The organism is Methylobacterium sp. SD274, from assembly GCF_017355285.1.
Classification (GTDB): Bacteria; Pseudomonadota; Alphaproteobacteria; order Rhizobiales; family Beijerinckiaceae; genus Methylobacterium.
Window position 1 is genome coordinate 1 of the sequence record NZ_JADIJP010000085.1, and the last position, 324, is coordinate 324.

Annotated in this window: 1 protein-coding gene; it reads right to left on the reverse strand. The window is 69.8% G+C overall.

The window, feature by feature from the left end; genetic code table 11:
- The coding region (locus tag IPV08_RS24350; protein WP_207414438.1) for a transposase at positions 1–324 on the reverse strand (324 nt) is incomplete at both ends.

Below are 324 nucleotides of genomic sequence, written 5' to 3' on the forward strand. Positions count from 1 at the left end.
TTTAGCCGGGACAGACGCGCTGTCCAGGCAAGCCCGGTTCCAGTCGATCTCACCCGCTGCGTGCAGGCGCTCCAGCAGCACGTGATGCAGGCGGCTCCATACGCCCGCCGCTTGCCAGTCCCGCAGCCGCCGCCAGCAACTCATGCCGGAGCCGCAGCCCATCTCGGCCGGTAGCATCTCCCACGGCAGACCCGAGCGCAGCACGAACAGGATGCCCGTCAGGGCGGCCCGGTTCTCGATCGGACGACGCCCGCCCTTCGGACGGGGCCGAGGTGGCGGGAGGAGCGGAGCGATCTCATCCCAGAGATCATCGGGGAGAAGCGG